Genomic DNA, 25,830 nt, shown 5'->3' with positions numbered 1-25,830 from the left:
AACCTCCTAGAACTGCGAATTTATTCGATGACTTCGACCTCACGTTGGCCGATCCGGTAAATCTCATCGATGGGCTGCTTGAGGGCCCGTTCCAGGACGGTTAGGCGATTTCTCAGCAAGTTCGACGAATAGGTCAGGAAGTTATTGTAATCCATGCCCTCGGGCAGGCTTTGCGGATCGAAATTCTCTTCGATATAACCGAGCAGTGTGGGCACGAAGCCCGTCAGCTTGCGATTGACGACGTCCCACAGCTTGGGATCCGCCTGAAGGCAACGCTGGATGAGATAGGTTCCATAGCTAATATGGCGTGACTCGTCCATCTTGACATAGGTGATCCCCTGTACGAGGCCGGGAAGCTTGCCCTGTTTCTTCGCGGTCTCAAAAAAGATGTAGTAGCCGCTCTCGGCGATAACCCCTTCTACCACCATGTTGTACGTGACCGCGGCCTCGACGAGTGCGGACGGGGACGTATTCTCGCGCAAGCGGCCCATCGCCTCCGGCAGCTCCTCGTAGAAGATCTTGCGGTACGCGGGACTGTGAAACCGCGTTAGGTCTCCTGCCCCGGGCACGACCTCTTTTAGAAAGCGGTGGAAAAACTCTGTGTGCTTAGCCTCTTCGAACAGGAATGTAGTAAGGAACATCTCCTCCTCCAGACGGCCGTCTCGGGCCACCGCGTCAATCAACGGTACGAGGTCGAGGGCTACCGATTCCTCCCCAGCCTGGAATTGGGACAACAGGCGCAGGAACGTTTCCTTGTCCGCCTCCGACATGGCGGCCCAGTCTCTTTTGTCCTGTTGGAAGTCGATGTCCGCAGGATCCCAAATCCCGAGCTTCTTCGCCTTTTCGTACAGGCGCAGCGGAAAGCTCTCACTCTGGAGACTCGCCTCACTGGTCGTCTTGAAGGTCCGCAGGTTCATCACCTCGCTGGACATCTTGCTGGACATCCTCAACACCTCACTTTTGTCAATCGCCTGCCGACAGGCGCTCAATGATGGTCGCAGTGGCCATGCCGAAGCCGATGCACATGACCTGCAGGCCGTACCGGCCACCAGAATCCTCCAATTCGTGCAGCAGGGTCGTGGTGATGCGGGCTCCGCTTGCGCCGAGCGGGTGACCGAGTGCGATGGCACCGCCGCGCGGGTTTACACGACTCATGTCGGGGGAAAGCTCGCGGGCCCAGGCGAGTACAACGGAGGCGAACGCCTCGTTGATCTCAATGACGTCCATCTGCTCCAGAGACAAGCCTGCCTTTTGCAGGACCTTCTGCGTCGCGGGGATAACGCCCGTCAGCATGATGACCGGGTCGACGCCGACCACGGCCCGCGCCACGACGCGGGCGCGCGGGTGCAGCCCAAGCTCCTGTGCCTTCGCGGCCGACATCAGCAGCAACCCGGCGGCACCGTCGCTGATTTGGCTCGAGTTCCCGGCTGTCACCACACCATCCGGCCGGAACGCCGGCCGCAGGCCGGCCAACTTCTCGAGCGACGTGTCGCGGCGGATGCCCTCGTCCGCTGAGAAGGCGCCGCCCCCCTTGGCGGGTTCGATGGGGAGGATTTCCCGCTCGAACTGGCCCGAATCGGCCGCCTTCGCCGCCTTCTCGTGGCTGGCGAGCGAGAATTCGTCAAGCTCCATGCGGGAAATGTTCCATTTCTCCGCAATCATCTCCGCCGAGAATCCTTGTGGTACGATGTTGTACTTGCTCGTGACCTGCGTGCTGAAGGGTCCGAGATCGGCCGCCATGGGCACGCGCGACATGTTCTCGACCCCACAGGCAATGACGATGTCCATGTCCCCGGAAAGAATCGCCTGGCAGGCGAAATGCAAGGCCTGTTGGCTGGAGGCACACATACGGTTGAGTGACACCGCCGGCACCTCGACCGGAAGGCCAGCGCCGAGTGCCGCCAGGCGCCCGATGTTGCCACCCTGTTCTCCGGTCATGGTGACGCAGCCCGTGATGACGTCTTCTACGCTTGTGGGATCGATGCCCGAATTCTGAATGAGGCGCTGCAAGACGGGAATCAGGATGTCGACCGGATGTGTTGCGGCAAATGCGCCGTCCCGCTTGCCGATGGGCGTCCGGACGGCGTCCACGATAACGGCCTCGCGGTTCATGATGGCATCCCTCCTTCCTCCATGGGGCGCATCCTGCGCCGCTAGAGGTTGTCCGGACACGGACTTAAAACGTAAACAGCTCAATGCCGCCGGAGACGTTCAAGCCGATGCCGGTGATGTACTTCGCCTTGTCGGAACACAGGAAGACGATGGCGTTCGCAATGTCCTCCGGATCGCCCGGACGGCGAAAGGCCGTGCGCTGAGTCATCCGCTCGTTCATCTTCGGGTTGCCCATCTTAAACGCCTCGGTGGCGATGATGCCGGGGATAATCGCGTTGACGTTGATACCGTGGCGCGCTCCCTCGAGCGCCATGCTCTTCGTGAAGCTGAGCAGCCCACCCTTCGTTACCGAGTAGCTCGCTTGCCCAAATCCGCCGAGCGTACCGGCCACCGAGGACATGTTGATGATGCGGCCCCATCCCTGCTCCTTCATGATGGGCCAGACCGCCTTCGTGCAGTTGTACGCACCGGTCAGGTTCACCCGCAGGTCGCGCTCCCAGAGGTCGTCGTTCTGGTTCTCAATCTGTGCGATGTGATCGAGCGTGCCGGCGTTGTTGACGAGGATGTCGATCCGCCCGAACTCCGCCTTCACGCGCTCGACGACGGAGCGCACCTCATCGCGGTTGGTCACGTCCATCTTGATGGCAAACGATCGCCGACCCATGGCCTGGATTTCCTGCGCCGTCTTTTCCGTATACACGACCTTTGTGCTGTTCATGACTTGAGCGAGTGGCCCGAACTGTTTCGCGGTGTCCGCGCTCGTATCGTCACTCTCAATCAGGATGTCGGTGACCACGACGTCCGCCCCCGCCTCTGCCAGCGCCAAGGCGTCCTGCCGCCCGATTCCACGCGAAGCGCCGGTCACCAGTGCGACCTTGCCCTTCAACAATAGATCCCAGGATGACATCTTGGTCCTCCTCCTCTGCAGTGCTATAGGTTCTTCCTCCATTGATGCGTGTCCGAAAAAACAACCTATGTGCGGTTGCCCGCTTTAGAAGGAAGAAACTGCGGCTTGCGTTTCTGGAAGAACGCCGCGAAACCTTCGATTGGTTCACCAGTCGCAAGCGTTTTTTCGAACGCCTCGCTCTCGCAGCGATAACCGTCCTCTCTCCCTTCGCTCGCGGCCAGGATGCAGCCCTTGGCCAGGCCCATGGCCTGCACCGCACCCTCCGCGAGTTCTTCCGCAAACGCAAGTGCCTCCGGCAGCAGCCGCTCCTCTTCCACGGCACGTGTGATGAGGCCAATCCCCTCCGCCTCCTCTGCCGTGAGCCGCTTCGCCCGGAAAATCAGTTCCGTCGCCTTGGCGCGTCCGAGCAGCCTCGTCAGGCGCTGCGTCCCGCCGGCACCCGGAATGAGACCGAGCGATACTTCGCTGAGGCCGATGTAGCCCTTAGAGAGGAAGCGAAAGTCGCAGGCGAGGGCGAACTCGCAGCCACCACCGAGCGCATGGCCGTTCATAGCGGCGATAACCGGCTTCGGAATTTGCTCAATCCGCGCGAATGTCTCCTGTATGCGGCGGCTTTTTGCGGCGATTGCACCCGGTTTTCCGGCTACATCACCGGCATTCTGCATCATCATCTTTAAGTCGGCGCCTGCCAGGAACGTCTTCGGGTGCGCGGAGGTGACCAAAATCACCCGCGTCTCCGGATCTGTGCCAAACTCCTCGACCGCCTTGTCGAGGTCTTCAAGCAACGTGTCGTCGATGGCGTTCGCCGGTGGGTTGTCGATGGTCCAAAGGACGACGCCTTTATCGCGCCGTTCCACCTTGAGCGTCTGGTATGACATTCCTCGTCCCCCCGTGGTGCGTGTCTGCACAACCTCTTAAATGCGCAGCCCCTGTTCCTCGTAGAGCCGGCGCGCAATAATCAAGTGTTGAATCTGGTTCGTGCCCTCAAAGATGTCGTAGACCTTGACGTCGCGATAGAGCTTTTCCACGATGTGACCGTTGAGTCCAATCGGTCCAAGCAACTCGAGGCAGCTGGCGCACACGTCGAGCGCCATTTTGCCGGCGAACGCTTTGCAGACGGCGGCCTCCTTGGCGTTCGGCTGGCCAATGTCCCCCTTCCAGGCCGCCTCCCAGGTGAGCAGGCGACCGGCCGTGATGTCCTGGTGCATGGCGGCGAGGCGCTCGCAGGCCGTCTGATAGGACCGCCCGGATTTCGGGTACTCGTATCGTACGTACTCCAACGTGTACTCGTAGGCCGCGCGGGCAATGCCGACCGCCATCGCCGCCACCACCGGGCGAGTCGTGTCGAACGTCGACATGGCCACGCGGAAACCGGACTTGCCGCTCGCGCGCTCGGCGTAGTACGCCTCGCCGCCAAGCAGGTTTTCATCCGGAACGAAGCAGTCCTCAAACACGAGCTCCGCGGTCTCCGACGCGCGCATGCCCATCTTGTGCACGATGCGCGAACAGCTGAACCCTGGCATCCCTTTCTCGACCACGAACGCACGGTGCCCGGCCCGGCCGAGACTTGGGTCCACGGTGGCAAACACGACGACCCAGGACGCCCGCCCACCGTTGGTGATGAAGATCTTCTGCCCGTTCAGGACATAACCGCCGTCCACCTTCTTGGCCGATGTGCGAATGCCCGCCACGTCCGATCCGGCCCCCGGCTCTGTCAGGGCGTACGCTCCCCAGCGCGGCTCATCCCGCGTGAAGATGGACAAGAACCGTTCGCGCTGCTCCGGTGTACCCGCAGCCTGCACGGGCGGGCCGCCGAGTCCAGGGCCCGGAAGCGTGAGGGCAATGGCCGGATCGCCCCAGCCCATTTCCTCCGCCGCGATGACGCTGAGGCGGTTCGCCTGGCGGCGCACCTCCAGGTCTACCCTCTCGTCTTCGGCGCTTTTCGACTTGGTCCCACCGCCCCCGCCCGGCGTGCTGAGCGTGATGCCCATACGGTTCACCTTCGCCAGCCAGTCGTCCGGGACGCGCTCTTCCTTGTCCGCCTGCATCGAGATAGGGCGCATCTCATGCTCGGCGAAGTAGTGAACGAGATCGCGAACCTGCTTCTGCGGTTCCGTCAATTCCAGTGAAATCACGAGACCGCCACCTTTCCTTTCGGATGGACGAGCCGCTCTCCCGCGTCGAGCAGGAAGCCGGCCTCGCGCCCGTACAGCATGACCTGCGCCTGCGCGTCGCGCATCCATTTCTCCACCGGGTATTCCTTGACGAATCCGGATCCACCAAGCAACTGCACCGCGTTGTTGCTGACAAACCGGGCTGCGCGATGGGCCCTCGCCAAGGCGTAAAGCGACGACTCATCCGCCTCCGGGCGCTCCTGGTCGATATCGAGGGCTGCCTTTAGGACGAGCATGCGCGCGGCCTGCATCTCAATCTGCATGTCGGCGGCCACGAACGACACCCCCTGGAACTTGGCAATCTCCTGCCCGAACGCCTTGCGGCCCGCGGTATACTCGACCGTATACTCGAGCGCGGCGCGCATCAGCCCGAGCTCCTTGGCCGCCTGCAGCGTCCGCACGCGTGGCAGTGAGCGTGCGAGCAAGGCTTCGGCTCCCTCGCCGCGGGCCAGGACATCTTCCGGCCCCACCTCGAGGTCGTCGAAGCGAAGACGCCGCACGCCCGCAGAGAGCAGGCCGAGCCGGACGTCCCCCTCCTCAACCGTCCAGGGCGATTGCGAACGCTGTAGCCAGAGGATGACGGGGACGCCCTGTTCGTCGCGCGCGCTGACGAGCAGGCACGTCGCGTCCCGCGCCATGCGTACGGGGCGCGACGTACCGCGCAGGACGTATCCGTTGCCAATCTGCACGAGGCTAGGTGCACTGTCCCATGCCACATTCGGATCGCTCGCGTCGAGCCAGGCGGTGGTGGGTCCGCAGCCGTCCATCTCGACGCTCGTGAGCTGCGACCGAATGTTTGGTAGATACGCGGTAAACCGGAGCAACGAAGCAGCGTCGCCAAGGCCGGGCCAGCCTTGCACAAGGGCGAGATCGCCATAGGCCAGTTCCTCCCACACCTGAACCTGCGAGACGACGCTGAGTTCGAGGCCGCCCAGGGATTCCGGCAATTCCATGACGAGAAAACCGAGTTCGGCCGCCTTCGCGGCGAGTTCTGTGGGGACGGACAGTGCGTCCTCCGCATCGCGGGCGGCGGGACGTATGCGTTCTTTGGCGAAGTCCCGCGCGACCTGGATTAATCCGACTTCTTCTTCCGTGGGCCGAAACGAGATCAAGACCATCACTCCTGTCGGGGACATCATTCATCGGTTGAAAAAAGCAGACTCGGTCACCTAGGCAGGAATCCACAAGGCACCATATGCGCTATGTAGTGAAGCTTCTTCACAGCTCTATTTAAAATCCTGTAGAATATTGTGAGAACCCCTGGTCTGCGGGAAGTGTATCCCTGGAAATCAAGGGGGCTGCGTTTAGGAGATTGTCCGAGGGCCCGGGGCAGCCATCGCTGCCAGAAAGTGCAAAGCTATGATGGATTGGAGAGGATATTCCAGAAACGGAGGTCGTTCTAGTGTCACGTCGCCACGGCGCACCGCTCGTACCGAGAGTGCGCAAACACACCGCTGACACCATCCTACGAACGCTCAAGTCCGGTGAACCGCAGTGCCGCGCCGCGTTTGCAGCCCGCCTTGCGAAGCTTGGATTGCCTGGACCCACGCAGGAAAGCCTGCGCTCGCTGTTCGGGTTTCTACTTGGTCGCATAGATACGGCACTGGCGGACGAAGGCGATTTTTGTGAACGATTTCAAGAAGAAATTCTCGCGTACCAGCCGCACGTAAGCCTAGCGGACCTCATCCTGCTGCTCCAACATTGGGAGGAACTGATTCTCTCCGTCCTCTGGCAGGATTGCGACGTGACGGACGCGGAGGCGGTCTTTCTCTGGGTTCACTCGGTTACGGGCGCCCTTTCGAGATCCGTCATCGAAAACCTTCCCCGCATGCAGAACGCGAGTACCGACGCCCCGGCGGGTGGACGCTACGAGGCGTACGACGTGGTGCTCGACTTTGACGATGCGCTGTTTGGTGCAAAGGACCTGGCGGACGTTTTCGAGATCACCGTAACGTACGTGTGCCGGGTGGCCCATTTCGCACGCGGGGCACTGTTCCTGTACAATCCCCTCACCTATTCCGCGGAAGGAGTCTACGGGCACAATCTGGACGTCGACGAGATTGTGCGCATTCATGAGAGCGAACGCAGCCTTCCGGTCTTGCAATGGGCGATGCACGTTTCCTATCCGGCGTTTTACGAAGACGTCACGCCCGCCCTGCCGGAACACTACGTGCGGCGATTCCAGCTGAAGTCCTTGTTCGTCTGCCCGATTCCCGGGCCGTCAGAACACCCGATGGGAGCGCTCCTGCTCGATCAGGCAGGCCATCCGTTTTCCGTCGATGAAGAGACCATGAGTCTGGTCAGCCGCCTGCTCAGCCGTGTCGGAAAGGTATTGCAGCGGAGTATGTACGACTCCATGCCGGCGCAGGCCGTCGGGAATCAGCGCGGAATCACACAGCGCGAGCGTAAAGTACTGCAGTGCATCGCCGATGGTCATGACACCAAGGAGACCGGAAAACGGCTCCATATCAGCGAACACACAGTCACGGAATACGTCGGTTCCATCCTCCGCAAGCTGCAGGCGAAGAACCGGACGGAGGCGGTCGCCAAGGGCATTCGTGAGGGTATCATTCAGTGAGTCGGACCACCCCGGACCCCCGTGGTCAATACAACGGGCGACGCCGGCTCGAATCTTGCGTTGTTTTGAGACCAGTGATAGGGCCCTAGCTTAATCAAACGCCACCTGAACCTTCATTACATTGGCTGCCTTCCCGTTTGCTAAAAGGTCCGGAACTTCCTCGAGCCTGACCACCGTGGAAACCAGCGAATCGAGGTCAAATCGCCCAGATTGAATCCATTCCACCGCCGCGCTGTAGGTATGATTGATGGCCATGGAACCAGGCTAACGGCTCTATCATCGCTCCGGCTGCAAACGATAGGTTGTCGGCCAACTTGAAGACGTTGTCTACTGGGACTTTGACGAATTCCGCCAGTGCTCCGTTGACCGTGTCTCCAATCGCTCCCCAATTGACACAGTGATTGCCCCGGCCCGTCAGGCAGTAAGGACAATGCCCACAAAACAGGGACGGATCGGCGGCGACCCTGTCCCCTTTCTGAAACTGAGTGACCGCACTCCCCACTTCTTCAATGATGCCCGAGAATTCGTGTCCGGGTATCAGCGGGTACGGAGAGAGAAACTCCCCTTTAAAAATGTGGAAATCCGTGCCGCAGATTCCGCACCGCTTCACCCGAATGACGACCTCGTTTGCCCCAGGTTCCGGATAGGGAACCTCTTTTACAACGGCAGTCTTTGGTCCTTCCACGACGAGTGCTTTCATGGATGGTCCCCCCTGTCAAGACTTATTTTTCGGTTAAAATCCACGAATAGAAGTCATGAACTGTAAGTCTATGATTTGAATTAAACTATAGTTAAAAATGTTTCAAATTATATAATATCTAGCTCACCGGATACTATTCATCGCACGATACCGCCCAGGCGGCTCCCCCACTTCCTTCTTGAACACGCGGGTAAAGTAGTGAACCGAACTATACCCGGCTTCCTCGGCAATCGATTTTATAGACAAATCCGTGTACAGCAGCAGTTTTTGCGCGTATTGGATACGCTCCCGCTGTACATAGGATGCATAGTTCATGCCTAACTCGCTTGCAAACAGCCGGGTCAGATGACGTTGGGACACATGCAGGTACGACGCCACCTCATCCATCCGTAACGGTTGCGACAGGTTGTCCTTGATAAACCGCACGGCTTGTCGAACGATCCGGTTGGACACAGGCGGTGCCACCGGCAGGGCCACGCCCTCTCGTAGCTCGGTAAACGTAAAGTAGAAGGATTCCAGTAACGTGTGCGCGAATTGCAGCGTGAGGTCGGGGGACGCAGACCGGTAACCTGCGGCTTCCTTCAGCATGGCCGCCCAAACCAGGATACTCGGTGAGTACCCAGCGTCACGTATGAAGATACGATTGGTTTGGCACAGCGAATCAAATCGCTTTATCCACTGTGACGAGGAGTCTTCTTCGTTCACCTCGAAAGCAACAAAGACTAAGAACAGGCCGCTCCGACTGCGAATTTGATGCAGTACGCCGGGACGTGATAGAAAGAGATCCCCCGCCCTTAGGTCATAGATAGCCTCTCCATCTCGGTATGTTCCTTGTCCATCCACCACGTAGCAGACCTCGAAAAAAGAGTGCTTATGAACAGGATTGTCAAAGTGTCGCTGGTCGACTCCCCAGTAGTGAACGGTAAAAGAAACCTCCGTACCCGAAACAGAATGGGCGTAGTGGCTCAATATGGGTAGCGCTTTCATAACGGTTGCATCAAACACGACCATCCCCACTTTGGCGGAAAAGTGCAAACGCGTGGCCTGGGTTCTCAAAGACACGAGACCCCCAGATTCCTTACGATAACCTTGTCGCAGGTTTATTGTGACTCAAGTTGGCCTATTTTTCAGTCTACAAGGAGGCGCAAAACGTTGATTACACCGCAAGACGTCGAATTCTACAAGGAGAATGGGTACTTATTGGTCAAGGGCGTGTTTTCCCCGAGCGAGGTTGAGGAAATGCGCACGGCTCTGGACGGGATCTTGGACCGGGCGGCGAAGTCCAAATTCGACAAATCGCACACGTGGCAAGGGGATTACTTGCCCCCCGAACAACTGAAAAAACTGGTCTTAAAGGGTTTCCATGACGTCCATTACCATGACTCCGCCTTTTTGCGTGCCCTGGCCCATCCCAACATGACCGCCATCCTTTCGCAGCTCATCGGCCCGAATGTCCAGTTGCACCACTCCAAGATGCTCGTCAAACCACCGGAAAAGGGAGCCGCCTTCCCACTTCACCAGGACTATCCATACTTCCCGCATGAACGGCACACCATGCTGGCGGCGAGTGTCCACCTGGACGACGCGAATATGGAGAACGGGTGCATCTGCGTGATTCCGAAATCACACAAACAAGGCCCCATTCCGCACATCGGATCGCACTATTTAGATGCGCACGAATACCCACTCTCCATGGCCACGCCTTGTCCGGCCCAGGCCGGCGACGTCTTGTTCTTCAACTACCTAACCATCCACGGCTCCGATATCAACCGGAGTGACCGTATTCGTCGCAATGTCCTGTTCCAGTATCGCGATCCGATGGACCCCCCGACGGCCAACGTGCATGTGAACTGGGGGCAGGGCTTGATGGTATGCGGGCACAACCCGGTGTTTAAGGAGTACAGGCCCAGCACGGTAAGCGATATCGAGTGAGTCTAAGTACGCGGTGGAGCCCCTCATATCAAATGTGTCCATCAAAGTGAAAACTGCGTTCATTTACCTCTGCACGCGGCAAGGTTATGTTGAAACTGCGCGAAAGAAATTGGAGATGAAGCAGACAGGAGATGGTTTGGTATGAACGGGGCTCTGACCGAGAGCCAGATCAACCAGTTCCAACGTGACGGCTACCTGGTCCTTGAAGGGGTATTTGACGAACACGAAGTCCAGCGGATGCGCGAAGAGGCCAACTATATCCTCGAGTTAATCCTAAATTCGTCCATTGCGCACGAACGCCGCAGCGGGAGGTTGGATTGGACCGAATACCCAGACGGGACCCAGCACGTTCGCAAGATTCAACCGATTAATGACCTGTCACTGTTTCTTAACCGCCTGTCGGAAGACCCACGGCTGATTGAGCCGATGCGTCAAATCATGGGGTGTGATCCCCTGCTCATGGAGGAAAAGCTAAATTACAAGCAACCCCTGGAGACCCGAATCGAAGGCCTCAGCATCGAAAAGCGGGATGATCGCTTCCCCATTCACAACGACTGGGCGTACTTCGCGGCGCAAAACTATCCGCAAGACATCATCTCATCCGCCATTTCTATCGACGCGTGCACGGTCGACAATGGCCCCCTGCATGTCTGGCCGGGCTCGCACCGGGAACACTTGCAACACGTCGCCGGTGAATTCGGTCTTGAGGTCGCGCCCGGTTTGATCGATCCGCACGGCGGCGTCGACATTCTGACGCCTCCGGGTTCGGTGATGTTTTTCCATGCTTTGTTGGTTCACAATTCTCGCCCAAATTCAACGCCTCGCCCACGGCGGATGTTGATCTACAGCCACTATCCGTCCCGCGTTAACCTTGGCTTGGACATTCGCAATGGCCCGGCCCGACTCCGGGAATCCCCCTGGGAACATGAGTATTTACGCATGAAGATGAGTGGCGAATACGCCGACCGTTTCAAAGCCCCTGTATACGACACCTTTGACGTACGGTGAGGTGCGGGAGACAAACGAGACGCTGGGAAACAGGTGAACGCCTGACAACTAATGCGACGGCTAAACAGACCGACCTGCGAAGCAAGCTCCCCTTCGCATGTCGGTCTTAGGTTCGATGCATGCTCCTCGTCTCTTAACCTTTGATCCCGGTCATGGCGATGCCTTCAATGATATAGCGTTGGCCGATGATGTAGACTATCAACACCGGGATCACCGCAATGGTTGATGCGGCCATCATATCCGGCCAATTGACACTGTACAGCCCCTTGAACAGGTTCAACAACACCGGAACCGTAAACTGGTTCGGGGAGTTTAGAAACACCAGCGGATAGAAAAAGTTGTTCCAACTTCCCATGAACGATACGACACCTAAAGCCGATAAGGCTGGCCGAACCAACGGAAGCATAATGCGTACATAGATATGCCACAAGTTGGCCCCATCCATGATGGCCGCTTCCTGAATCTCATCCGGAATACTCATAAAGAATTGCCGTAACAGGAACACCCCGAAGGCGTTGAACAAGGCTCCGGGCACTATCAGGGACAGAGAGGTGTTGAGCCAACCAAACTCTTTCATGATGAGGAATAGGGGAACGATGGTGACTTGCGCTGGCACCATCATCGTCGCAAGAAACAGCAGAAACAACGCGTTACGAAAACGAAAACGAATCTTGGCAAAGGCAAACGCTGCCATGGAGCAGGTCAGTAACTGACCTCCAACAACCAGAACGCTGATGTAAAAACTGTTAAAGTACGCACGCCCGAACGGTAACTCCGACAAGGCTTCCGGAAAATTCGACCACTGCCACGTGGTCGGAAAGAGGGTGGGCGGGATTCGAAAAATGTCCGCCGGGGTTTTCAGGCTACTGAGCACCATCCAGACGAACGGAGCCACCATCACGATGGCGCCGATGCTCAGAACAACGTGCAGTAAGGCTCTCCCTATGTTGCTCGATAACAGCGGCCGCGGACGTGAAAGTCGACTTGAGACCCCCTGATTGACAGGCAACGTCTCCATCGGATTCATACGAATAACTCCCTTCGCGGTAGGGTAGGCGTCAATTCGCGTAGTTTACCCAACGCTTCGACAGGCTCAACTGGAGGGCCGTGAACAGCAGAATGATCACGAACAGGCAAACGGCGGCTGCGGCACTCTTACCGAACGTGAAATTGACAAACGCCAGCTGGTAAATGTGAAACACCAGTGTGTAGCTCGCCTTTGCGGGTCCACCATTGGTGATCACGTACGCCTGGTCGAAGACCTGGAAAGACCCGATGATGGTGATGACCGTGACAAACAAGGTGGTTGGAGATAGGAGAGGCATGGTTACGCGCCAGAATTGCTGAAACTTCGACGCACCGTCGATTTCGGCGGCCTCGTAAAACACCTTGGGGATGTTCTGGAGTCCAGCTAAAAATAAAATCATGTTGAAACCCAGGCCCCACCAGATGCTCACCATGGCAATCGAAGGCATGACCCAACGTGTATCCGTCAACCAATCCGGCCCTGTAATTCCAATCGAATGGAGGAGTTGATTAAGTACGCCAAACTTTCCGTTGAGCAACCACATCCACATGATGCCCACCGCAACGGAACTGGTCACGACCGGCATAAAGTACAACACGCGATAGACGTTTCGCAGTCGAATTCGATTTAAGCCAACCGCCAAGAGGATGGCCAAAAAAATCCCAACCGGAACCGTTAGAACCGTGTAGTAGATCGTGTTCACCAGCGCTGTCCAAAAGTCCGGATCGGTTAATGTAAATTGAAAATTTCGCAACCCAACGAAGTGATTGTTTCCGAAACCGTCCCAACTATAAAAGCTCAACACGAATAAAAAGATGAGCGGCCCAAGGGAGAAGACTATCAAGCCGATGAGTTGCGGTGCGAGAAAAAGATAGGCCCAACGTCCCTGAGATTTTAAGTTCATATCGTGGCTAGCCCCCTTGTCATGAATAGGCCAACCGGCCGTACTTTTTTGTCGATGAGTATCGGCGAGTTTAATAGTTGTTTTGCTTGGCGCGTTGAATGTCCGCGGCAACTTGATTCAGCGTAGTTTTTATATCCTGTTTACCGAGAAAAGCGAGGTCCAAATCTTGCGTAATGACCAGGCTGACGCCCGGGATTTTGGTTTCTGCTTTGGGAATCGCGAATCCAGTATTCCGCCCTTGCAGCCAAAATTCCGCGTGTGCAGGTTTGCCCTCACTGACGACTTGATCGGCACCATGGGACAAGGCGGGAACTGCATTACCACCATTGGATAAGCGGAATTTGACACCCGGAGCCGAGCAAAAATAGTCGACAAAATCCCACGCCAGCTTGACGTTTTTGGTAGGCTTGTTAATCCCCACATAGGCCGCAGCGATTCCGGCCGGTTCGTTCTTGTTTCCGGTATTCGTCGGCCACGGGACAATATCGTAATTCAATTCTTTATCTGCATTAAATTCCGGAGCAAGCCAACGGCCAGCGGCAACAAACGCAGCTTGCTGGGACATAAACATCGCGTCATCACCCTGGCCTTTTGGCAACGAACCGGAATACACGAAGTTTCCGTTTTTGATGTTTCGTTGTAGGTATTCAAAGGCCTGAATGGCCTTCGAGTTTTTGTTGGCGATAAAATTCCCCTGACTGTCATAGACCTGCCCGCCGTTCGCGGACACCCAAGAATACGTTGTGTTCCAAGCATTATCGACAATATAGCCATACTTTCCAGTTGCCTTGACCTTGCTGCAAATCAACTGAAACGTCTTCCAGTTCCACTTTCCTTCTTTGTATAGCTGACTCGGACTCGTTTTGACCCCAGCCTTTGCGAGAACGGTTTTATTAAAATACATCACCATTGGATTGATATCAGGCGGCAACCCATAAACATTCTTACCTTGCTTCGCGGCACCCCACACACCGCTGGGCCAATCGCTAATTTTGTGTGGATAGGGGCCAGTCCCTAACAGCGGCGTCAAGTTGACCAAGACGTGATCCTTGACGTATGTCGACATGTCTCCGTCTCCCATGTAAAAAACATCGGGAGCATTTCCAGCCACCAACTCTGTCTGTATCTTTTGCAAGTACCCGTTGGCTGGAACAGGTATTAATGTCCAGTGGACATGGGGATGCGTTCTGTTATAGTCGTCGGTCAACTGAAAAAATCTCTTCAATTCACCCGGATTCCCCCATGTCGACCAGGTCATATTAATAACTCCCTTGTTGCCTGAAACATCGTCGTGTCCACAAGCTGTTGCGGTAGATGATAGAACCAATGCAACTACTAGTACCATTCGTTTTTTTCGTAACTTCATGCATTGCCTCCTTCCCTCCATCGAAACCGATTACATCAAAATTATCTGACGTTTATATGATATGCCGTTTGGAAATTTATCGTGAATGAAGTAAATCGATGCTTTGGTGGACAGACTTGATTATTTCGAGACGTACAAGTACTGATTTACTGGATAGGAGGCACTATATTCATTCGCAGGTGCCAAATGTCTCATTCGTGGATCCCCGAATTTCTCCCGGTAGTCAGTGGCAGTGATTCCTTTTTGTTTTACAAAGGCACGGGAAAAGTAATGCTCATCACGAAAACCGACCATGTATGCAATTTCTTTTATGGTGTGCTGCTGTTGCATTAAGAGCTGACAAGCGCGGTCAATTCTTCTTTCTAGAATGAAAGTGCGCGGCGACTTTCCAATGTACTGATGAAACATTCTGGTAAAATACTCATGGGTCCAGCCTACGAATTTTGAGATCTCTTGAATGGATAGGTTTCCATCTAGGTTGTCATCAATATAACGAAGCGCTTGTACAATCTTATACGGAATTGTTTCCATCTCATCGCCAAGCCCAGCCCTGTTCATTGCAGCCAGTCCCGCAAGCTCTGCAAGCGCCGCGAAACATAACTGGCTGCATCGTTCTCGCCAGAAATGGGGTTTTGAATTGGCTAAATGGAGGATGTGCTTGAGCAGCACAGGAATGATTATCGTTGTAGCGTGTAACGTCAACGGAGGGATTTGACGTAGAAGCGAGCTGTCCTCGGTCAACAGCCCAGATTGTGAATCAAGTGTAAAATGAATGAACAGATGGCGGATTGATTGGGACGGATCAAATACATAGTGGTGACGCTCACCAGGGCGGGTGAAGACGTAGCATGGTTTATCCAGAATGTGTGAAACCCCATGTACACTATAAAGGGTGCGTGAAGAGGTCGGAAAATAGACCAACTCATACTCCGAGAGTTCCCTGGGCCCCAGTGACCATCCACTCTTGACAACAAAGTCGCCAGCCATCGTGACACGGGGTATGCCAATAGGTCCTTCGTAGCACCCGGAATCTAGTAAATCAGCCATCGCCGTTCCTTTCCCTCCCGGATCTTTTGAACTTATTTCTGACGGAAATCGCACAGGGTTATGCAGTCGCATTTGGCAGTTCAGTCAAAAGGGGTCCAGTGGCCGGGAGTAACATCATACTATATTGAATATACTGTAACACTCAGGTGTATGAGCAAAAACCTTCTTACAGTTTTCCGTCTACGGTGGCACGGATTAATCTCGCGAGGAAATGAGGAATGGTGCATGAAAGTTGCAGAAGCACGGGCTGCGGCTTCTGAGTGGGTCATGAAACACGCGCACCAACAAGCTAGATTCTTGGGGGCGTACTTCAGCGGTTCTACGGTAGGATTGCCTGATGACGCGGAGTTGTCCGGATCATCCGATGTTGACGTCGTAGTTGTCATTGCAGAGGATAATCCGCCACTCAAACTTGGGAAGTTATTGTATCGCGATACATTACTGGAGGTCACGTACCTATCTTGGAACCAGCTCTCCTCGGTCGAGAAGGTCCTGACATCTTATCACCTGGCAGGAAGCTTCCGCGTGGACACGATTATTGCCGACCCCACGGGTCGTCTACGAAAACTGCAAATACAAGTGTCCCGCCACTTTGCTGAACGAGTCTGGGTACGTCGTCGATGCGAGAACGCGCGTGAGAAAATTGTAAATGGACTGCGATCCATCGATCCGTCCGCATCGTGGCATGACCAGGTGACAGCTTGGCTATTCCCGACTGGGGTGACGACCCACGTCCTGCTGGTGGCCGCGTTACGCAACCCTACGGTGCGGCTGCGCTACCTCGCCGCACGCGACGTACTTACAGAATACGGCCATACGGATCTCTACCCGGAACTGATGAAGTTGCTCGGTTGTGCGCACCTGAGCCCCCAGCGTGTCGAATATCATGTCGACGAGCTCGCGAAAACATTCGACGCTGCTGCAGCCGTGGCAAAAACACCGTTCTTCTTCAGTAGTGATATCACCGCCGCAGCACGCCCCATAGTAATCGACGGGAGCTATGAACTCATCAAGGCCGGCTATCACCGGGAAGCCGTCTTCTGGATTGTAGCCACCTTTGCACGCTGTCACAAGGTTCTTTCTGCAGACGCCCCTCCTGACCTGCAACGAGCGCTGGCGCCGGCCTTTGACGCAGTCGTCGCTGACCTCGGGATTACCTCGACCCACGACCTCCTCCGTCGTGCCGAGGAGGTCGTCCAGTTCTTACCTAGGCTCTGGGAGACTACGGAGGCTATTCTTAGCGCTAATCCAGCTATCGTGGACAAGTAACGGAGTGCAGTTACCACTGCATGAATCACAGCCAGACCTGACGAAGTCCAATCGCTCTCTTTTGCAAAGGGGGACGAAAACACGGATAATCAAGATATTATCTATGCTTTGACCAACTCCGGGCAGAAGATTTACACCGCCGGCGGCCGGTACACGTACAAATAGCGAGGAGGACGGCACCGGATGAAGCTGAATCGGATTCATCACGTGGCCATCATCTGTTCGGACTATGAGGTATCCAAGCATTTTTACACAAACGTGCTAGGTTTCAGGGTCGTGAACGAAACGTACCGTCCGGAGCGGGAGTCATTTAAACTCGATTTGCAGCTTGACAAAGGGGATCAAATTGAGCTGGAAAAAGCGGTTTACGTTCTTTAAAGACCCGGATAATCTTCCTCTAGAATTGTACGAGGCATAGCCTGTGCCATCTTCTTGGGGCATCTAGATGGTCCCGGGCTTAGATCCCGGAATGAAATACACATAACACCATTTATACCGATTACAAGGAGACTATTTTACGAAGAAACGGCCATATCGGATCGTGATGGATGATGTGGCCAAACTCACCTACGTACAGCTCGCAACACGCTTCGGCACCAAGTTGACGGTAAAGTCCACGAATCTCGGCAAATGCTTGCTTCGTAGCCGATACCGGGAAGATGGGGTCTTCTTTGCCATGTATGAATAAGATAGGTCTTGGTGCACAAAGCGCCGCAACGTCTTGCATTTCCCCGAGCTGCAAGATGCCTGGAATCAGGTTACATACGCAATGGCGGATCGATAATATCGATTCCTTAAACGTGCAGAGGTAGGAAGTCGGAATGGCCGCCGTGATGCGGGTGTCCAGAGCGGCCGCAAAAAGGGTCACCGCGCCGCCACCCGAATGCCCGTTGACGATGATTCGGTGAGAGTCGATCTCGGAGCGCGTGTGGGCGTAGTCAATCAGCCGCATCACGTCATACACGCGTTCGCCAATGAGTGTACACCCCATCATGAGCGAGCGCCGTTGGAGCTCTTCACACGAATTTGGGTGGCCTGCTTTTCGGTCTTCCGCTCGGGACATTTCGCCGAATGCCCGAACATCAGGGACGATGACGGCGTATCCCTCACGGAGGGCGGCTAGCAGCAAATCATGTTCAACCGCATCCTCAGCAAGAAACACCTCCTTCCCCGTCGTGTTGTGCCCGTGCAGGGCAATATACAATGGAAAAGGTGCATCAAGTTTGTTCGGTAGAAAAACATAAAACGGAAGTTCAACTTCGGGTTCACTTGTAAGATACAACTTCTCGCAACGATAACTATCGTACACCCACTCCCCCACTTTCCGAGCGGACAAGGGTACGCCTCGATAACGGTCTCGCATCTCAGCCACCCCGAGCAGGCTTGCCAACCGCGAACGAAAAGACGCTTGCCAGGTTTGCAAATCGCCCGCATCGAGGGCGTGTCTCAAATCGTATTCGCGCTTCGCTGATTCGTAAGCGTTTTCGACATATGCCTTCGTGTTGAAGTGGGGCATATCGCACCTCCCGATACATTGAATTTTATAGAGTTCCCATAGGAATTTAGTGCCGGACCGCGTAATAACGCTTAACGCTAGACGCTGCAAAAGGTGAGACTGGGGGAATTGGGAGTCGACTTTACCTCAACAACCGCCGCTTAATGATCCCGCTGGACAGACCCAGTTACCAACTTCTTTGTTCTTTCCGGATCTCCAATAAACTGAGAAATCCAATCCTCATGTTTCTTTAACCAATGAATAATCTGGTCTTGGTTGCCCTTGTTACGACTCTCTCCCCCGACCCGTAAAATTACGGGCTGATTATGTGCCTTCAACATGTTGTTATGAACCTCTTGAAGGTTTTGATATTCAAATTCCACAGCTTCAAGCCGCTCTTTCAGCTTTTGTTCCGCTTCTACTCTCTCTCGCAGTTGCTGTTCGAACTGTTGTAATTCGGATTGATAGAGCGATGCCCGGTGCTCAGCATCCTCGGCCTGAACTAAGGCGTTTTCATGCTGCGTCCGCAGGGAGTCTAACTCCTTTAGCCTGCTGAGCGTTCTCAAGCTGCCTTAAGCGCCCAAGTGCTTCCTCATGGGCTTGACGTAAGGTATCAAGTTGTGTAGTGGCATGAACTAGTTTTTGCTGGGCCTCTAAGCTGTCTTTGTGACTCGGCCGCCTCTTGTCGAAATTGATGCAAGGCGCTTTCTTTCACCAATAATTCTTGGTACATTTCGTTACGCCTTTGTAGAAATGTCAGGAATCTGTCTTGCTGGCCGTAAAGCCGTTTCTCTATCTCTTGTAGTAATCGGTGCGCCATGATCTCCATGTCAGAGAGATGCTGATCGCGCCGCGACCAGATAGCAAGAAGTTTCGTACGAAAAGAAAAGGTATCCGTTCTCCACAAATACCACAGAGCGGCACATACCACAATCCCCCAGAACAACAAATGCATCAAAGCCAGAGCAAGCGCCAAAAGTACGCCGACCAAGATTTTAATTCCATCCCGTTTCACGTTTCATGTCACCCAACCCCATAATAATTTGCAATGACTCATAAACGGTAAAATCGCACTGAGCCTGCACTTAAAATCTGAGTCACCACGCGAAAAGTACGGCTCCAATCCCCGACAAAGCTGCGACCAGAGGAAGTAAGTGCGGTCTATGCCGCTTCCTTGAGGTATCTGGTTCCGGAGTCCGCATTAACGCATCCCAGGCCAGTGCCTCAACAATTTGAACGGCGGGTTTTGAAAAACGGTGCGGGTAATGGGGATACTTCGCGGCCTTTTTCTGGTATGCAGCTAATTCGTCGACATAGCACCAGGCCAATCCAGGTACTAAAAGGGTCCTCGCTCTGAATCACGAGTTCACGCTGCACCCGTTGCTGCTACCGTACGAGTACCGTCCCCTACCAGATGTACAGCCAGTTCATCCTTACTTTGCTCTTTTTTTGAAGCGTCGGATATTATGAAAACTCCGGATACCGAGCATGACCAGTCCGATGTATGGGATGTGATGCCCTACATCGGCAGCCTGGTGGATGTTATCCAAAGCGTCAGTGGCTTGCGCTTGCAAATCCGCATGCAAATATCCACCATCTTGGATGTCGATCCCGTTGTCCGCATACGATTGAAGCAATCCATCTTGGGACAGTTGCGTGTATAGATCGTGGTTAATGATGTAATGATGGGAATTCGGGTGTGAAGCGACCGCGTGCGCAAACTCGGACGGATCGGCATAGGACTTTACAGAGTAATCCGTATACGTGCCGTCCGGGTTTTCCACGCGAATGTCGTTGTCTGGATGGGTGCGCGACGGGAACTCGGTGGCCTGTAACCCGTCCGCGAAGTACTACGCATCTTGTAGACATTTCCAGTTCTCTATTTCAAACACCTCCGCCTCTTCCAACCCTGGATGCCTCTCATCCTTCGCCGACAATACCGGATTTGAAGTCGGCCATGGAATCGACAGCGTCGGGTCGTTCCACAAAATACCTCGGTCGTGTTCTGGAGAATAGTACTCATCCACCTTGTAGGCGACAATTGTATTGGGTACCAGGGTACAAAAACCATGGGCGTAGCCTTTGGGAATCAGGAGTTGGCGGTGGTTGTCGGCCGTGAGAATGACCGCAACCCACTTGCCAAAGGTGGGGGAACCTTTGCGAATGTCAACGGCGATATCGTAAACGGCGCCCTGTATGACACGGACGAGTTTCGTCTGTGCCTTGGGCGTCAGTTGGTAGTGGAGACCGCGGAGAGTGCCTGGCTGAGCGGACAAGGATTGGTTGTCTTGAACAAAATCAAGCTCAATACCGACCTCGGCAAGGCGAGCTTTGTTGTAGGTTTCCGTGAAATAGCCACGGTGGTCGCCAAAGACGTCCGGTTCGATAAGGATGACGCCCTCCAGATCAGTAGGGGTAATCTTCAATTTCCATCCTCCGTTTCGATGACATGTTATCTAAGGCCAAAGGCTAGGTTCATCCCTGCTGGCGTGTATAGCCGTGACATAACCAGCCCAAGGCTTCAGCCTCGTGGAGGCTTTCATCATCGAACCATCCGATCCGCCACATCCAATAGCAAACGTGACCAACGCGAGTCCACAAATCTGAATGGAACCAATCTCTTCAGGCGTTCGACGTCTCGCGGCTGAAAGAAGCGAAGTACGGTCACCAGGAATAAGAAAGTCAAGGTAAAGAAGGCCCCAAGGCCGAAAACCGCAGTCAAGGCGAGGATTCGGTTCGGTAGCTCGCCTATCGTCCGCGAGATTTCATAGGTGGGTAATCCCGCACCGACAGCCGCAATCGCAAGCTCTACGATATATCGTAGAAATTCGGACCACCATCGGATGTTTAGGTACCTGTGAAACGCGAAAAGGAAGTACCACGAACTCAGGGTCATCCCCAATGCGGTCCCCCAAAGAATCCCCCACACGCCAAACCTTGGCGCCAGCACGACTGTCAACAGGATGTTTAACACGGCGCCGACAACCATGTAGTAGGCTTCCAGTCGCGGAGTTCCAACTGCACGGAGGATGGTTGTTCCAACGCCGGTCAAATTGTTGGTCACATACCCGACCAACAAAGCTTCCGTCATGAACGAAAGGGAGGGGATGGAATGACCAAGCCACAACACCTGCAGCGGATCGTTTGCACTGATGAGAAAACCGGAGACGAGAAATGTAACGAGGGCCAGCCACCGAGTCCCTTCGATGTAGGAGGAGCGAATCTTGTGTTCCGAGTGGGTGGCGTACTGCTCGGAGATGGCCGGAAGCATGGCACTCAGCATCGTTAAGGGAAGGTATCTCGACATGAGGGCCAGCTTATTCCCCAGTTGATAAACTCCGGTGGCCCCAGCGCCTACGAAGTGGCCAATGAGAATCCTATCTGTTTCCATATTCACCTGGTTGGCCAAGTTCGTGAGCTGCATCCATCCACCGAAAGAAAGCAGCCCTTTGACCGTGTCTCCTCGAATATGCCATGGGGCGCAAGTAAGCCGCCCCCGAACTAGGCGCCTGGCAGCCACGACTGTGACCACTATACTCACTATGAGCGACAGATAGTTCGCAATCACGAATGAATCCAGCGATAGGTGCAGCACGAGAGCGATGAGCAACACCGCCGAATTAAGCCCTTGGCATGCAAATCCGAGAGCGGACATAAATACCATCTTCTGTGCCGCGTTCAGTAGTGTACCAAATCCGCCCAGTGCCCGGGAGACGAATAGGTAAGCATACGTGTACCAGAACACGCGAACGACCATCGAGGATTCGGCGGCTGAAACATGGAACCAACGGACTAGGTGGGACGCCACAAGCCAGGCGACAGGAACCATCAAGATACCCAGTCCAAGGTAAAAGACGATACCAAAGGTCATCACTTCGCGGATTCTCTGACGATTGTCCGCAGCATAAAACAACGCAAACTGGGTCATGAACGTGCTACCCGTCCCGAAATCCAGCAGCGTAAAGTAACTGACCATCCCACTTAAGATCGCCCACAGGCCATAATCGGCCATCCCCAGCTGATGAATGGTGATGGGGGTCACGAAGAAGCTAATAAGCAATCCTAACATTTTCATGGCAGTCAGAGCGGTACTATTGAAAAACACCCTCCTCGTGGCGTTGCCGGCACCCCTCATTTTCGAGCCCCCATCCGCACAAACAAAGGCACCCATGGCCCCGTCGCAAAAAAGGTCACACGCAGACTCCTCGTGGTTTCGCTTGAACCACCCGATGGTAAATCTTGATGTACTCGTCCGTCATCCTGTTCCAGTGATTCCTTTCAGCAACGTCCCTTGCCTCACGACCGAATCGCAGCCGAGCCTCGGGATTATCCACTAAGTACGTTAGATACCGCGTGAGTGCATTCACATCGTCTGGGTCTTCGAGCACAAAACCGCATTCGGAAGTCACCAGTTCCGCTCCCCCTGCCGTTCTTGCCGTGATAACGGGGAGTCCACTCGCGAGCGCTTCCAGAATCACCAGGCCGCATGGCTCATATCTTGATGGAAACAAAAACAGGTCCGCGGCCTGCATGACCCGAGCCACGTCACTCCGGTAACCCAGAAAGTGAACACGCTCCAGTATCCCAAGGCCTTCCGCCATTTTGGGATAGATGCTCCGTTCCACATCCCCCAGCACAGCCAGATGCACCCTTGGCACCCGAGCCACCGCCGCCAATACGGTTTCCAAATTCTTTCTAGGCGTACGCAGGTCCCCTGCAAACAAGGCCAGTGGCACCTGCTCCGGAAGTCCTAATGAAGGGCGTGAAAGGCTATCCGGCCGAAACTCCTCGGTGTCGACACCGTTCACGACGACCTGAATGCAAGCCTTCGGAACCCTGCAGAAGTTAGTCAACTGATTGCGCACCAATTCAGACACCGCAACGACTTCATGGGCCTGGTGGTAGGCGCGTCGCTCAAGGGCGGCGTTCAGCGTCGTATACAGCCACTGGTACCAACCGTATGGCCCACGGCGAATCTTCGCGGTATGGACCGATGAATGCATCCAGGCACTATGTACAAAATGAGCCGTGTTTACGTCTGCCGGAAACCATGTGATGAACCCGTTGACGTGAAGAATGTCATATCGCTGACGATGGCGACGAAGCCAGAGCACGCTCCGCAGCGCAAAGACCTGTTTTCTGAGCAGTTCTGTCGGATAGGCACGGACATCAACTCGAACCCACTCTACGCGTGGGTCATCGGTGAGTGTATCCTCAGTCTCGCTGGCAATCAGAATCAGTTTGTACCCCATGTCTAACAAACGCCTGGCGATCTCGTAGTTGACCCGGCCCTGCCCATCCCCCTGCACCACCCTGTGTGTGACGATGCAAACCTTCATGCGTGCTCCCCCACCCCATACCGGCTGAGTTTAAACGGCCCTCCAGTTCGGCAAAAAGCATCGACATGTTCCTTCATGGTTCCCTTCTATGGGGAATCCGCTATATACACCTACATATGAACGGCTTTCACCGGAAACGACGTTCCGTGTCCCCGTGCCGTCGCCTCCTCATAGACCGCTTGGGTTTCCTCGTATACTCGGTTCACATGGAACCGCTCGATCCCGGTGCGCGAGCGGATCGACAATTCATTTTTAAGGGCAGGATTTTGCAGGACACATTACGTCGCTGGTCCAATTCGTAGTGACCCACCCCGTGTTGGTTCAACAGTTCGACAAACCCGCCGCCTGCAGAAACCACAGCCACCTTGCGACCATGACGAGCCTGAACACATGCCAGGTCGACGCAAACATTCACGATGCCATTCCCAACGTTTTTCATATGGTTCAAAATATGCAAAATCCCCACTCCGCTCAGCCTCCGTCCCCCGGGCCATAGGACGACCATGAAGGATGTTCCACGAATATTGTTCGTTATAAAGAACATCTCATGACCATTGTACCCATCCGTTCGTGAACAAGCAATGTTGTTCAGGTTGAGTATCTCCGCGAGCAAGAGTCGGCGACCTGGCGGTCGTTGATTTGGAAATGAAAAAGTTCTCTAGTTGTGTCCACGGCTCGCATAGGGACTTGCTGTCACACGCGACCTGAGAACTGCATAATCACGATTCCAGCTGCTAAAGTCATAACAACACCGAGCGAGCCGTACAGCCAAACAAGAGAATGAACTCTCGATCGTCTATTTCGGAGCAGCTCCTGCACATCCAGTAGCCGCTGTTGAACGGGCGCCTGGAGACGATGGGTGTCACCCGGTCTCCAGAACGCATAGCCGCGGCGTGGAGATGGCGCGTCAATCCTTGTCCCCGTAATCGTACCAGCCCTTCTTCACCTTTTTTCCCAACCGCCCCGCGCGAACGAGGGCGCGCAGCGACTGCGGCGCCGCGTAACGAGGGTCTTTCAGTTCGTTGTAAAACACGTCCATCACGTGCAGCCCTATGTCCACCCCCGCGAAGTCCTGCAGTTCAAAGGGACCCATCGGGTAGTTCAGGCCTAGCTTGACGGCGGTGTCCACGTCCTCCTTGCTCGCCACCCCCTCTTCCACCAACCGAATGGCCTCGATGAGCTGCGGAATCATCACCCGGTTCACGATGAATCCCGGGGTATCCCGCTTGACCTCGACCGTCGTCTTGCGCATCCGTTCAGCTAGCGCCTTCGTCTCGGCGACGGTGGCGTCGCTGGTCTCGTAACCGCGCACCACCTCGACGAGACGCATCACCTGCGGGGGATTGAAAAAGTGCATCCCCACTACCCGTTCGGGGCGCCCCGTGGCAGCAGCGATGCTGGTGATGGAGATGGAGGAGGTGTTGGTCGCCAGCACCACACCGGTCCGGCAGATCTTGTCCAAGCGGGTAAACAGGTCTTGTTTCGCCGCCTGATCCTCAATGATGGCCTCGATGACGAAGTCCGCCTCGGCCATTGCCTCCAGTTCGCGCACGACCGAGATACGCGCCAGCGTCTCGTGCATCTGCTCAGGCGTCAGTTTCCCTTTCGAAATGGACCGGTCCATCAGCTTGCGCATGTGTCCAAGCGCCCGGCCGAGCGCCGCCTCCACCGTGTCCGTAAGAGTCACCTGAAATCCGCTCAGCGCCGCCAGATGCGCAATCCCGGTTCCCATACTGCCGGCTCCGACCACACCAATCCTCTTCACGTCGCTCATTCACTTCACCTCAACCCAAGGATTCTATCGCTCACAATATAAATTGAAGCTCACATCTGATAAATAGGTACATTCTATCAATAGAACTGGTATAATTCCTCTGATATGAGCAGTCCTGTAACGAAGTAATTTGAGGTTTGCGGCATGAAAAAACCTCCTGGTATCGTGGTAGTTGCCCAAACCAACCATCGACCAGGA

General features: G+C 55.1%; 25 protein-coding genes and 1 pseudogene. 6 read left to right on the top strand and 20 right to left on the bottom strand.

Going from position 1 to position 25,830, the window contains the following annotated elements; all coding sequences use genetic code 11:
* Positions 1-20: 20 nt before the first annotated feature.
* The 6 genes from H522_RS17590 to H522_RS0104515 form a co-directional block, all read right to left on the bottom strand.
* Positions 21-944 (bottom strand): R2-like ligand-binding oxidase, encoded by a 924-nt coding sequence (locus H522_RS17590; protein WP_245578013.1) that lies wholly within the window; start codon positions 942-944, stop codon positions 21-23.
* Positions 945-963: 19 nt separating this feature from the next.
* On the bottom strand, positions 964-2,112 hold the full coding sequence (locus H522_RS0104535; RefSeq protein ID WP_026961396.1) for a thiolase family protein: 1,149 nt from the start codon (positions 2,110-2,112) through the stop codon (positions 964-966).
* Positions 2,113-2,176: 64 nt separating this feature from the next.
* A complete protein-coding gene (locus H522_RS0104530; RefSeq protein WP_026961395.1) occupies positions 2,177-3,019 on the bottom strand; it encodes an SDR family NAD(P)-dependent oxidoreductase in 843 nt (280 codons plus the stop codon).
* A 65-nt stretch (positions 3,020-3,084) separates the two neighbouring features.
* Positions 3,085-3,897, bottom strand: a complete 813-nt coding sequence (locus tag H522_RS0104525; RefSeq protein ID WP_026961394.1) for an enoyl-CoA hydratase/isomerase family protein — start codon at positions 3,895-3,897, stop codon at positions 3,085-3,087.
* A 36-nt stretch (positions 3,898-3,933) separates the two neighbouring features.
* Positions 3,934-5,154 (bottom strand): acyl-CoA dehydrogenase family protein, encoded by a 1,221-nt coding sequence (locus H522_RS0104520; protein WP_026961393.1) that lies wholly within the window; start codon positions 5,152-5,154, stop codon positions 3,934-3,936.
* Positions 5,151-6,305, bottom strand: a complete 1,155-nt coding sequence (locus H522_RS0104515; RefSeq protein WP_026961392.1) for an acyl-CoA dehydrogenase family protein — start codon at positions 6,303-6,305, stop codon at positions 5,151-5,153. Before H522_RS0104515 ends, H522_RS0104520 begins: the two co-directional genes overlap by 4 nt.
* 290 nt (positions 6,306-6,595) lie before the next feature.
* Between H522_RS0104515 and H522_RS0104510 the strand changes: the two genes are divergently transcribed.
* Entirely contained in the window at positions 6,596-7,771 is a 1,176-nt protein-coding gene (locus tag H522_RS0104510) for a helix-turn-helix transcriptional regulator (protein ID WP_026961391.1), read from the top strand.
* Positions 7,772-7,967: 196 nt separating this feature from the next.
* Here H522_RS0104510 and H522_RS17585 read toward each other — a convergent pair whose 3' ends face one another.
* Positions 7,968-8,471: an alcohol dehydrogenase catalytic domain-containing protein gene (locus H522_RS17585; RefSeq protein ID WP_051343893.1), complete on the bottom strand. Its 504-nt coding sequence runs from the start codon at positions 8,469-8,471 to the stop codon at positions 7,968-7,970.
* A 123-nt stretch (positions 8,472-8,594) separates the two neighbouring features.
* Entirely contained in the window at positions 8,595-9,527 is a 933-nt protein-coding gene (locus H522_RS17580) for an AraC family transcriptional regulator (protein ID WP_051343891.1), read from the bottom strand.
* A 96-nt stretch (positions 9,528-9,623) separates the two neighbouring features.
* Here H522_RS17580 and H522_RS0104495 point away from each other — a divergent pair, with 96 nt between their 5' ends.
* Complete coding sequence (locus tag H522_RS0104495) at positions 9,624-10,403, top strand: phytanoyl-CoA dioxygenase family protein (protein ID WP_026961390.1); 780 nt, start codon at positions 9,624-9,626, stop codon at positions 10,401-10,403.
* Positions 10,404-10,544: 141 nt separating this feature from the next.
* On the top strand, positions 10,545-11,411 hold the full coding sequence (locus H522_RS0104490) for a phytanoyl-CoA dioxygenase family protein (protein ID WP_026961389.1): 867 nt from the start codon (positions 10,545-10,547) through the stop codon (positions 11,409-11,411).
* A gap of 133 nt (positions 11,412-11,544) precedes the next feature.
* Here H522_RS0104490 and H522_RS0104485 read toward each other — a convergent pair whose 3' ends face one another.
* From H522_RS0104485 to H522_RS17575, 4 genes are all read right to left on the bottom strand, one after another.
* Complete coding sequence (locus H522_RS0104485) at positions 11,545-12,438, bottom strand: carbohydrate ABC transporter permease (protein ID WP_425386996.1); 894 nt, start codon at positions 12,436-12,438, stop codon at positions 11,545-11,547.
* A gap of 31 nt (positions 12,439-12,469) precedes the next feature.
* Positions 12,470-13,342, bottom strand: coding sequence for a carbohydrate ABC transporter permease (locus H522_RS0104480; RefSeq protein WP_026961387.1), 873 nt, complete (start codon positions 13,340-13,342; stop codon positions 12,470-12,472).
* Positions 13,343-13,412: 70 nt separating this feature from the next.
* Positions 13,413-14,708 carry an ABC transporter substrate-binding protein gene (locus tag H522_RS0104475; RefSeq protein WP_026961386.1) on the bottom strand — a complete coding sequence of 432 codons (1,296 nt, stop codon included), beginning with the start codon at positions 14,706-14,708 and terminating at the stop codon, positions 13,413-13,415.
* A gap of 120 nt (positions 14,709-14,828) precedes the next feature.
* The gene (locus tag H522_RS17575) at positions 14,829-15,755 is read right to left on the bottom strand and encodes an AraC family transcriptional regulator (RefSeq protein WP_051343889.1); all 927 of its coding nucleotides are present in this window, start codon (positions 15,753-15,755) and stop codon (positions 14,829-14,831) included.
* A 225-nt stretch (positions 15,756-15,980) separates the two neighbouring features.
* On the opposite strand from H522_RS17575, the gene H522_RS0104465 reads away from it, so the two are divergent.
* Together H522_RS0104465 and H522_RS17570 are read left to right on the top strand one after the other, a co-directional pair.
* Positions 15,981-17,024 carry a hypothetical protein gene (locus tag H522_RS0104465; RefSeq protein WP_026961385.1) on the top strand — a complete coding sequence of 348 codons (1,044 nt, stop codon included), beginning with the start codon at positions 15,981-15,983 and terminating at the stop codon, positions 17,022-17,024.
* A gap of 183 nt (positions 17,025-17,207) precedes the next feature.
* A pseudogene (locus tag H522_RS17570) lies at positions 17,208-17,378 on the top strand (VOC family protein); the annotation flags it as partial.
* Between the two features lie 145 nt (positions 17,379-17,523).
* On the opposite strand, the gene H522_RS0104455 reads toward H522_RS17570, so the two are convergent.
* From H522_RS0104455 to H522_RS0104445, 3 genes are read right to left on the bottom strand one after another with little or no spacing between them, the layout of a single operon-like run.
* Entirely contained in the window at positions 17,524-18,630 is a 1,107-nt protein-coding gene (locus tag H522_RS0104455; RefSeq protein WP_281173069.1) for an alpha/beta hydrolase family protein, read from the bottom strand.
* A 50-nt stretch (positions 18,631-18,680) separates the two neighbouring features.
* Positions 18,681-19,085, bottom strand: a complete 405-nt coding sequence (locus H522_RS0104450) for a hypothetical protein (RefSeq protein WP_026961383.1) — start codon at positions 19,083-19,085, stop codon at positions 18,681-18,683.
* 47 nt (positions 19,086-19,132) lie between these two features.
* The gene (locus H522_RS0104445; RefSeq protein ID WP_026961382.1) at positions 19,133-19,534 is read right to left on the bottom strand and encodes a hypothetical protein; all 402 of its coding nucleotides are present in this window, start codon (positions 19,532-19,534) and stop codon (positions 19,133-19,135) included.
* A 451-nt stretch (positions 19,535-19,985) separates the two neighbouring features.
* Here H522_RS0104445 and H522_RS21410 point away from each other — a divergent pair, with 451 nt between their 5' ends.
* A complete protein-coding gene (locus tag H522_RS21410) occupies positions 19,986-20,183 on the top strand; it encodes a hypothetical protein (RefSeq protein ID WP_155836184.1) in 198 nt (65 codons plus the stop codon).
* A gap of 186 nt (positions 20,184-20,369) precedes the next feature.
* Here H522_RS21410 and rfbC read toward each other — a convergent pair whose 3' ends face one another.
* The 5 genes from rfbC to H522_RS0104415 form a co-directional block, all read right to left on the bottom strand.
* Positions 20,370-20,945 (bottom strand): dTDP-4-dehydrorhamnose 3,5-epimerase, encoded by a 576-nt coding sequence (rfbC, locus tag H522_RS0104435; RefSeq protein WP_026961380.1) that lies wholly within the window; start codon positions 20,943-20,945, stop codon positions 20,370-20,372.
* Between the two features lie 116 nt (positions 20,946-21,061).
* Entirely contained in the window at positions 21,062-22,654 is a 1,593-nt protein-coding gene (locus H522_RS0104430) for an oligosaccharide flippase family protein (RefSeq protein WP_026961379.1), read from the bottom strand.
* Between the two features lie 55 nt (positions 22,655-22,709).
* Entirely contained in the window at positions 22,710-23,858 is a 1,149-nt protein-coding gene (locus tag H522_RS17565; protein ID WP_035452620.1) for a glycosyltransferase family 4 protein, read from the bottom strand.
* A 202-nt stretch (positions 23,859-24,060) separates the two neighbouring features.
* Positions 24,061-24,324: a hypothetical protein gene (locus H522_RS0104420; protein WP_026961378.1), complete on the bottom strand. Its 264-nt coding sequence runs from the start codon at positions 24,322-24,324 to the stop codon at positions 24,061-24,063.
* A 441-nt stretch (positions 24,325-24,765) separates the two neighbouring features.
* A complete protein-coding gene (locus tag H522_RS0104415; protein WP_035452618.1) occupies positions 24,766-25,632 on the bottom strand; it encodes a 3-hydroxyacyl-CoA dehydrogenase family protein in 867 nt (288 codons plus the stop codon).
* Positions 25,633-25,830: the final 198 nt, after the last annotated feature.

It is taken from the genome of Alicyclobacillus herbarius DSM 13609 (assembly GCF_000430585.1).
GTDB classification, from domain to species: Bacteria; Bacillota; Bacilli; order Alicyclobacillales; family Alicyclobacillaceae; genus Alicyclobacillus_G; species Alicyclobacillus_G herbarius.
The sequence above is the reverse complement of the archived record's forward strand: the minus strand, read 5'-3'. Positions and strand labels throughout refer to the sequence as shown.